Raw genomic sequence first — 8,768 nt, forward strand, 5'->3', positions numbered from 1 at the left:
CAGTATATATTAACTTATACGTATGATAATGAAAATAGTTCCTTTGAAACATATTTCGCGACCCTGTACATAGAATTATGAACTTCGTCCTATCTTTCACTGCTTAATGAATGTCCTTTTTCTTAAATCTGCCACCCTTAACGTCATGAATGTTGCCGATTGCAAGAAACGCATGCTCATCATGCTCCTCTACGATCCCCTTGAGCTTCGCTTCCTCCAATCGGGTAATGACGGTGAAAATCACTTTCTTCTCATCTCCGGAGAAGCCGCCCTCGCCTTTCATATACGTAACGCCCCGACCGAGACGTCTAAGCAGCGCATCGCCGATTTCCTTGTGATTGTCACTAATAATCCATACCGCCTTCGAATCGTTCAATCCCTCAACGGTAATATCGATCATTTTATATGCAATGTAATAGGCAATGAGGGAATACATCGCACGATCCCAGCCAAATACGAAGCCCGCACTCGTGAGTATGAACAAGTTGAAGAACATAATGATCTCGCCGACGGAGAAGGGAGAACGTTTGTTAAGCAAAATTGCTATAATCTCTGTACCGTCCAAAGAACCACCATAGCGAATGACGAGCCCCACGCCAATACCGAGAATAATCCCGCCAAATACGGCAGCCAGGAACGTATTTTCTGTAAATGCACTTACATCGTGAAGCAGCGTCGTGCTGAGCGACATCACTAGGACGCCGAGTAATGTGGATAGGGCAAAGGTTTTGCCAATTTGTTTGTAGCCGATAATCAGGAAGGGCAAGTTAAGTAGAAATAGAAAAACACCGAGTGGCACTGAGGTTACATAAGACAAAATAATCGAAATGCCGGTTACTCCACCGTCTGTAATTTGATTCGGAACAAGAAATAGCTCAAGTCCGACACCCATTAAGACTGACCCAATGACAATAAAGATAATTCGCTTGAGAAGCTTGATTAGGCCGATCTTCGTGTGCTGATACTGCTGCACACTGGCAATAGCTGCAGAATCGAGTGCTCCCAATTGGACAATTGCCTCAAACTGATCCATATCCTGCGAAGCCGATGCATGATTCCCCTTAGAACTGTTGCTGTCTGCACTGGTGTTCGTTGTCAGATGCTCCACCGCGTTCACCTCTCTATATAAGCCTTAAATACACTACACTCATTATTATATCGGAATTCACTTCCTTGTTGGACCCTATTGGTAAATATTAATAATAATAGTACTAATTCGAACTTCAACATACCCTATTTATTTGCATAAAAAAACACAGACTCTCCTCACTCTTGCAAGGAAAATCCGTGTTGCTTGTACCCGGTTATCTTATCCCTCAGGATTGTTGTGGCTGACGTGATTCGCCATCTTCGTCTTCTTAGACCCTGACAATGGCTCTTGCATCGCATTCCGTTCATTACCTGCTTGATGCCGGCTGGATTGCTCCTGGTTAGGTACAGGGACTGCTCTTGGCTTGCTCATTGCACGCACACTCCTCCGTCATTATAAGTGTTCTAAGTCCGTCGGCTTATCATGATTCAGTGCATCCTGATGGCGTCGATCATTGTGATCCTGCTGTAACTGCTGGGCATGATGACTATTGACCGGTGCCTGCTCCAAGTCCTTGACGACATTGCTCAAATTTTTGTCCAGACCATCCTTTGCTTTCGTCACCTTCATCCCTCCTACTGTAAGCCGTGATGGGTTACATCATGCAGCGCTTGCGCGCATTCATGAATATGACGCACATAATTCTGTACAAGCTCCTGCACAACCTCAGTCCGCTCATCGATATGAACCCCACTCTTCTCGACATCGATGAGATTGAGCTCTACCTCGCGCGAATCCACATAAGCGCAATGGAAATCGAATGAGTACATTTGGCGGCCGGCTGTATCGATATGAATAACGAGTGCCTGTGGATTGGCGCCGTCAGGCAGTACTGTGGCTTTATCGCCAGGCTCAAGCTTCGCCGGCAACGTTTGCTGCCATGCATCCACAAGCCTCGATTGATCGACTTGCGGTTGTTCTTCCTGATTCATAAGAGCTACACCTCCACTATTCAATTACAGTTTGCGGCCAGCAGAGGCATTTTATACAGCAAAAAACCCACATCACCAAGGATGCGGGTTCTACATGTAAAAGTTATGGCGGAGAGGGTGGGATTCGAACCCACGTGAGCTTGCACCCTAACGGTTTTCAAGACCGCCCCGTTATGACCACTTCGGTACCTCTCCATATTCGACTGCCCGATTCGAGTCGGACAGTCTTTATTATATCATAGGCATTACAACAATGCAACTATGATCTTTCAATTATTTGCGGCGAATGGATTCCAATCCGCCCATATAAGGACGCAATGCTTCCGGAATCACAATGGAACCGTCTTCTTGTTGGTAATTCTCCATAATCGCAGCGACAGTACGTCCAATCGCAAGGCCAGAGCCATTCAGCGTATGCACGAACTCAGGCTTGGATTTCGTATCGCGGCGGAAGCGAATGTTCGCACGACGCGCCTGGAAGTCCTCAAAGTTCGAGCAGGACGAAATCTCACGGTACGTACCGCTGCTCGGCAGCCATACTTCTAAATCATACGTCTTCGCAGAGCTGAATCCAATGTCTCCTGTGCACAATGCCATCACACGATACGGTAAGCCAAGCAGCTGTAGAATCTTCTCTGCTTGGTTCGTCAGTGATTCCAGTTCAGCATAAGAATCCTCTGGCTTAACCATCTTCACCAGCTCAACCTTATTGAATTGATGCTGACGGATAAGTCCGCGTGTATCACGGCCAGATGCGCCTGCTTCAGAACGGAAGCAAGAGCTGTAAGCTGTATAATAACGAGGAACTTGCTCGTCCGTCAGAATCTCATCGCGGTGGAGGTTCGTTACAGGAACTTCTGCCGTGGGGATGAGGTAATACTCCGTACCTTCCAGCTTGAATAGATCTTCCTCGAACTTCGGCAGTTGACCTGTACCGATCAAGCTGTCACGGTTCACGATAAGCGGAGTGAGCACTTCTTCATATCCATGCTGCATCGTATGCACGTCCAGCATAAAGCTGATTAGGGCACGCTCCAAGCGAGCTCCTGCCCCCTTGTAGAATACGAAGCGAGAGCCTGTTACCTTCGCAGCTGATTCGAAGTCCAAGATGCCGAGATCCTGCGCGATATCCCAATGCGCCTTTGCTTCGAAGGAGAATGCGGTAGGCTCGCTCCAACGGCGAACTTCTACGTTATCCTCCTCTGATTTACCTACTGGTGTACTTTCATGAGGTACATTTGGAATGGATAATGTAATCTGCTCCATTTGTACTTCAATACCACGAATCTCTTCATCGAGCTCCTTAATCCGATCGCCTACTTCACGCATTTGCGCAATAAGTTCGTCGGCTGACTCGCCTGCTTTTTTCTTCTTCGCTACATCTTGAGACACGACATTGCGTTGATTTTTCAACTGCTCGGTCTCTTGCAGCATTTCGCGGCGACGTGCGTCAAGCTCCGGGAAGTCCGCGATCATCTCTTCCGATTTGCCTCGATTTTGGAGTGCTGTTACTACACGTCCATAATCACTTCTTAACAATTTGATATCTAGCACCGATTGACCCTCCTGCCAGAAACGGATGAACACCCCTCACGATATACGCTGGGCTGATTTGATTCGATCCGTATCATACTATTTCACTATTATACCGTATATCCGAGAAAAACACCTTAACTCTCCTAGCATCAGGAGAGTCAAAGTGTTTGTTATTCTTTATCCTGCTACATTTGCAGCCTGTTTAACCATATCAACGAAATAGCTGTGCAGGCTAACATCTGATGTCAGCTCCGGATGGAACGAGCAAGCTAGAAGCGAGCCTTGTCTTGCTGTTACAATCTCACCGTTCACCTCGCAGAGTACATCAACACACTCACCGACCGATTGGATAAGCGGTGCGCGAATGAAAACCGCACGTACAGGCTGCTCGATCCCTTTCACATCTAAATCTGCCTCGAAGCTTTCACGCTGCCGTCCGAATGCGTTGCGCATTACCGTCATATCCATCAGCTGCAAATGCGGCTCCTCTGAGCCTTGATGACCTTCCACTCGTTCCGCCAAGCAAATCAGTCCCGCACATGTGCCGAAGATCGGCTTGCCAGCTGCTGCAAATGCCTGAATCGCCTCGATAAAGCCATACTTCCGCATCAACTTGCCAATGGTTGTACTCTCTCCACCGGGAATGACAAGCCCCTGAAGCTCATCAATCTGTTCTGGCCGCTTCACGGCTACCGCATGGGCTCCTGCCGCCTCCAAGCTGCGCATATGTTCTGCTACCGCGCCTTGCAGCGCCAATACTCCGATGTTCATCCGTGAAGTCCCTTCTTTCCCCTGAGGCTATACTAACACCTATAGATAGGATACAGAGCGCTTAACGCCGACTAGGAAGCACCGTCACGGTGCTTCCTCAGCTGCCCTGCTTCTATAATTACCAGCCGCGATCCTGCATACGCTCAGATGGCGCAAGCTTGGAGATTTCAATCCCCTTCATCGGTGTACCCAGGTTCTTGGATACGTTCGCAATTAGAGCATAATCTTCATAATGAGTTGTCGCTTCCACAATCGCACGAGCGAACTTCTCAGGACTGTCGGATTTGAAAATACCAGAGCCAACGAATACGCCGTCAGCGCCCAGATGCATCATCAATGCTGCATCTGCTGGTGTTGCAACGCCGCCTGCAGCGAAGTTCACGACTGGCAACTTACCTGTCTCATGAACATGTAACAGCAAGTCATACGCTACACCCAAGTTTTTCGCTTCTGCATACAGCTCGTCCTTCGACAAGCTCTGAACTTTGCGAACTTGGCTAGTGATCAAGCGCATGTGGCGAACAGCCTCAACAATATTGCCTGTTCCCGGTTCACCCTTCGTACGAAGCATTGCTGCTCCTTCGCTAATACGGCGAAGTGCTTCACCCAAGTCTTTAGCGCCGCATACGAATGGGATGGTAAATGTATTTTTGTCAATATGGAATACTTCGTCTGCTGGAGTCAGTACTTCCGATTCATCGATGTAATCTACGCCAAGGGATTCCAATACTTTGGCTTCTACGTAATGACCAATGCGTGCCTTCGCCATAACTGGAATCGATACAACCTTCATAACCTCTTCTACGATTGTTGGATCTGCCATACGAGCTACGCCACCAGCTGCACGAATATCAGATGGGACACGTTCAAGCGCCATAACTGCTGTTGCGCCTGCTGCTTCAGCAATTTTCGCTTGCTCTGCATTCATGACGTCCATAATGACGCCGCCCTTTTGCATCTCTGCCATACCACGTTTTACTCGAGCTGTACCTGTTTCCATTTTCGATTGCCCCCCGCCACTAGTCAGTCATTTTCGATTGTTACAGTTTCATCCCTCTATTTTACATGATCGTCATTCGAATAGACAATTGATTTTGTCACAGACGAAAGCCAATTCCTATGACCAATACTGCGAAACTAGAACAAATTCTTGATAGATTTGAACAAATCTGCAAAGAATTCCCCAATTGCACGGAAGAATAGACGCCACCAGCTGCCCTTCTCCACTTCTTCTGTTGCAATCATGTTCACAGTCTTCTTCTGCTCGGCACCATTGTCCTTGTAAGTGAACGTCACTGTTCCCACTTGCTGACCCTTCTTAATAGGGGCAACAAGCTCATTTGCCGGCTTCAGATTCACTTCTTGTGTAATTTTTCCTTCTGTGGTCGCTCCTTTTGGAATTACGAACGAAACGCCTGTTTCAGCAACAATTGGCACTTCCGTATCTACACCTTTTTTGATTGGAGCTGTCTCTACACCTGCTACAGTCTTCTTCGGTGCAATCTCATTCTTTATTTCAAAATGCTCGAAACCGTGATTAAGCAGCTTCGCTGTTTCTTCGAACCGTGCTCCTTTATCTTTCGCGCCCATTACAACCGAGATCAGTCGCATATTATCGCGTACTGCCGTACCTGCGAAGCAATATTGCGCAATATCAGTAAATCCTGTTTTCATTCCATCCAAGCCTTGATAAGCATAACGCTTGAAGTTCACGACATCTTTATTGGCTTCAAGCATCCAGTTCAAGTTGGAGATTGGCGTTTTGTCACGTTCTCTAAACTTATAGGATTGAATCTTCGTATACTCACTGAATTCAGGGTGATCATTAACGATTGCACGCACCAGCTTGGCCACATCCATTGCTGACATCATCGTCTCTGCCTTTTCAGCTGGGCGGAAGCCTTCAGGCATGCTTGCCCAATCCAATCCAGTAGAGTTGATATAGTGTGTCTTCGTCATACCAAGACGCTTTGCTGTCTCGTTCATGATTTTTACAAACTCAGCCTCAGAGCCAGCAATATGCTCCGCTAGAGCTACCGTTGCATCGTTGGCAGAACCGATTGCCATCGCAATATACAAATCGCGAACCTTATGCGTATCCCCTTCTGCCAAGAAGATGCGGGATCCTTCTGTTTCGGACGCATTCTTCTTCGTTACAATCTCGTCGTCGAAGCTCAAGTCGCCATTCTTCACTTTCTCCATGACAATGTACTCTGTCATCATCTTCGTCATGCTTGCTGGAGGATACGAGATCTCCGAGTCAATATCGACTAATATCTTACCCGTTGAGGCTTCCATAAGAACCGCGGAGCGAAGCTTCAAATCAAGCTTAGACTTATCCGTAATAACTTGATTGCTGTTCCCCTTCGTTGCCGCTACTTGATTCGTTTGCGTTTGAGTTTGAGCAGCTGCCTCAGCTGCCACCATTCCTGCTGATGGCAATAAGGCGAAGCTTAATATTTGACATGCGGTAACCAGAGCGACCGCTCGTTTCCATTTGTTATGTTTCAATGTTGTATGTTGCTTAGACACTACGTACAACTCCTCTCCTGTTGAGTCCCATAGCTATTCTAACATAGCCAGACACGCAAAAAAAAGACAGGGTTGTAATACCCTGTCTTTCCTTGTCGGCATTTTCCGTAAATGCAACACAATTACATGGAATAGTTAGGAGCTTCCTTCGTAATTTGTACATCATGCGGATGACTTTCACGCAATCCTGCGCCAGATATCTTCACAAAATGAGTATCATTCTGAAGCTCTTTCAGAGTGTTCGTACCACAGTAACCCATACCTGCTCTCAATCCGCCAAGCAATTGATGGATCGTATCAGCCAAAGGCCCCTTGTAAGCTACACGGCCTTCAATACCTTCTGGAACCAGCTTCTTCTCATTGCTGCTGTCTTGGAAGTAACGATCCTTACTGCCTTGCTTCATTGCGCCTAGCGAGCCCATACCGCGGTATACCTTGAAGCTGCGGCCTTGATAAATTTCAGATTCACCAGGGCTTTCTTCTGTACCTGCAAACAAGCTTCCGAGCATAACCGCACTTGCACCTGCAGCGATTGCTTTTGTAATATCACCAGAGTACTTAATACCGCCATCCGCAATAACAGGAATGCCGTACTCACGAGCTACGCTCGCACAGTCGTATACAGCTGTAATTTGTGGTACGCCAATACCAGCAATAACCCGAGTCGTACAGATGGAACCTGGTCCAATACCAACCTTAACTACAGAAGCTCCTGCCTCAATCAAATCACGAGTTGCTTCACCAGTAGCTACGTTCCCTGCTACGATAGTCAACTCAGGGTACAAGCCGCGTAGCTTGCGTACTGCTTCAATAATATTGATATGATGGCCATGAGCGGAGTCAACAACGATTAAGTCAACACCAGCTTGTACAAGCAGTTCAGCACGTTCGAATGAATCTTGGGAAATACCGATTGCTGCACCACACAGAAGACGTCCTTGAGCATCCTTCGCAGCTTTCGGATATTGGATTGCCTTCTCAATATCCTTAATCGTGATAAGTCCCTTCAACGTGTTGCTTTCATCAACCAATGGAAGCTTCTCGATCTTGTGCTGCTGCAAAATCACTTCTGCTTCTTGAAGCGTAGTGCCGACAGGAGCTGTTACCAAGTTCTCATGTGTCATCACTTCTTTAATCTGAATGCTGTAGTCATGAACAAAACGAAGATCCCGGTTCGTCAAAATACCTATAAGCTTATTTTCTGCATCCACAATAGGGACACCAGAAATGCGATACTTCGCCATTACACGATCCGCGTCTTCTACAGTATGATCTGGAGAAAGCGAAAATGGATTAGTAATAACGCCGCTCTCTGAACGCTTTACGCGATCCACTTCTTCGGCTTGTTGCTCAGCCGACATATTTTTATGAATAACACCGATACCGCCTTCGCGAGCAATTGCAATTGCCAATGGAGCCTCGGTAACTGTGTCCATACCTGCACTCATAAATGGAATGTTCAATTTAACCTTATCGCTCAAAATTGTCGATACGTCTGTTTCCCGTGGCAGTACACTCGATTTACGAGGTACTAACAGCACATCGTCAAAAGTTAAGCCTTCCTTCACAAACTTAGATTCCCACACCAGAAAGTTCCTCCCTTGATTGTATTGGCGCATTCATTGTCCAAACTCCTTATCATACAGGGCTTGTCCTCTGATTAACGTCGTCTCTAAAAATATATTATTGCAATCTTAGCAAAGCGGTATGAGGCTGTCAAGGATAAGCGTCTTGTTTTGGTAATTCGTAATTCATTTGATTCCTATTCATGTACAAACAAATAAATGTCCACTCCAGGCGAACAATTTTATTACTATTATGGATAGTATGAGATTGTTTGTTATTCTCCATTCATCACCTAATCAGCAAGAAATATAAAAAAAGACCACCGTCGAGATGTCTCAACA

At 46.6% G+C, this 8,768-nt stretch carries 9 protein-coding genes and 1 tRNA gene; all 10 read right to left on the reverse strand.

The genetic code is table 11. From position 1 onward, the window contains the following. Nucleotides 1-103 precede the first annotated feature (103 nt). A complete protein-coding gene (locus BBG47_RS16070) occupies nt 104-1,108 on the reverse strand; it encodes a YitT family protein (RefSeq protein WP_254659837.1) in 1,005 nt (334 codons plus the stop codon). Between the two features lie 201 nt (nt 1,109-1,309). Continuing rightward, nucleotides 1,310-1,462 (reverse strand): small acid-soluble spore protein P, encoded by a 153-nt coding sequence (locus BBG47_RS16075; RefSeq protein WP_028532403.1) that lies wholly within the window; start codon nt 1,460-1,462, stop codon nt 1,310-1,312. 21 nt (nt 1,463-1,483) lie between these two features. Then, nucleotides 1,484-1,654: a hypothetical protein gene (locus BBG47_RS29945; protein ID WP_162833944.1), complete on the reverse strand. Its 171-nt coding sequence runs from the start codon at nt 1,652-1,654 to the stop codon at nt 1,484-1,486. A gap of 11 nt (nt 1,655-1,665) precedes the next feature. Next, complete coding sequence (locus BBG47_RS16080; RefSeq protein ID WP_021253500.1) at nt 1,666-2,022, reverse strand: hypothetical protein; 357 nt, start codon at nt 2,020-2,022, stop codon at nt 1,666-1,668. A gap of 106 nt (nt 2,023-2,128) precedes the next feature. Next, a tRNA-Ser gene (locus tag BBG47_RS16085) sits at nt 2,129-2,217 on the reverse strand. A 78-nt stretch (nt 2,218-2,295) separates the two neighbouring features. Next, on the reverse strand, nt 2,296-3,576 hold the full coding sequence (gene serS, locus BBG47_RS16090) for a serine--tRNA ligase (protein WP_065292525.1): 1,281 nt from the start codon (nt 3,574-3,576) through the stop codon (nt 2,296-2,298). A 159-nt stretch (nt 3,577-3,735) separates the two neighbouring features. After that, nucleotides 3,736-4,329 carry a pyridoxal 5'-phosphate synthase glutaminase subunit PdxT gene (pdxT, locus tag BBG47_RS16095; RefSeq protein ID WP_065292526.1) on the reverse strand — a complete coding sequence of 198 codons (594 nt, stop codon included), beginning with the start codon at nt 4,327-4,329 and terminating at the stop codon, nt 3,736-3,738. A 118-nt stretch (nt 4,330-4,447) separates the two neighbouring features. Then, nucleotides 4,448-5,329: a pyridoxal 5'-phosphate synthase lyase subunit PdxS gene (gene pdxS / locus BBG47_RS16100; protein WP_021253503.1), complete on the reverse strand. Its 882-nt coding sequence runs from the start codon at nt 5,327-5,329 to the stop codon at nt 4,448-4,450. A 137-nt stretch (nt 5,330-5,466) separates the two neighbouring features. Further along, complete coding sequence (locus tag BBG47_RS16105) at nt 5,467-6,861, reverse strand: D-alanyl-D-alanine carboxypeptidase family protein (protein ID WP_065292527.1); 1,395 nt, start codon at nt 6,859-6,861, stop codon at nt 5,467-5,469. A gap of 122 nt (nt 6,862-6,983) precedes the next feature. Next, nucleotides 6,984-8,447 (reverse strand): IMP dehydrogenase, encoded by a 1,464-nt coding sequence (gene guaB, locus BBG47_RS16110; RefSeq protein ID WP_021253505.1) that lies wholly within the window; start codon nt 8,445-8,447, stop codon nt 6,984-6,986. Nucleotides 8,448-8,768: the final 321 nt, after the last annotated feature.

Origin of the sequence: Paenibacillus sp. KS1 (genome assembly GCF_001680695.1) — a bacterium.
GTDB lineage: Bacteria > Bacillota > Bacilli > Paenibacillales > Paenibacillaceae > Paenibacillus_B > Paenibacillus_B suaedae.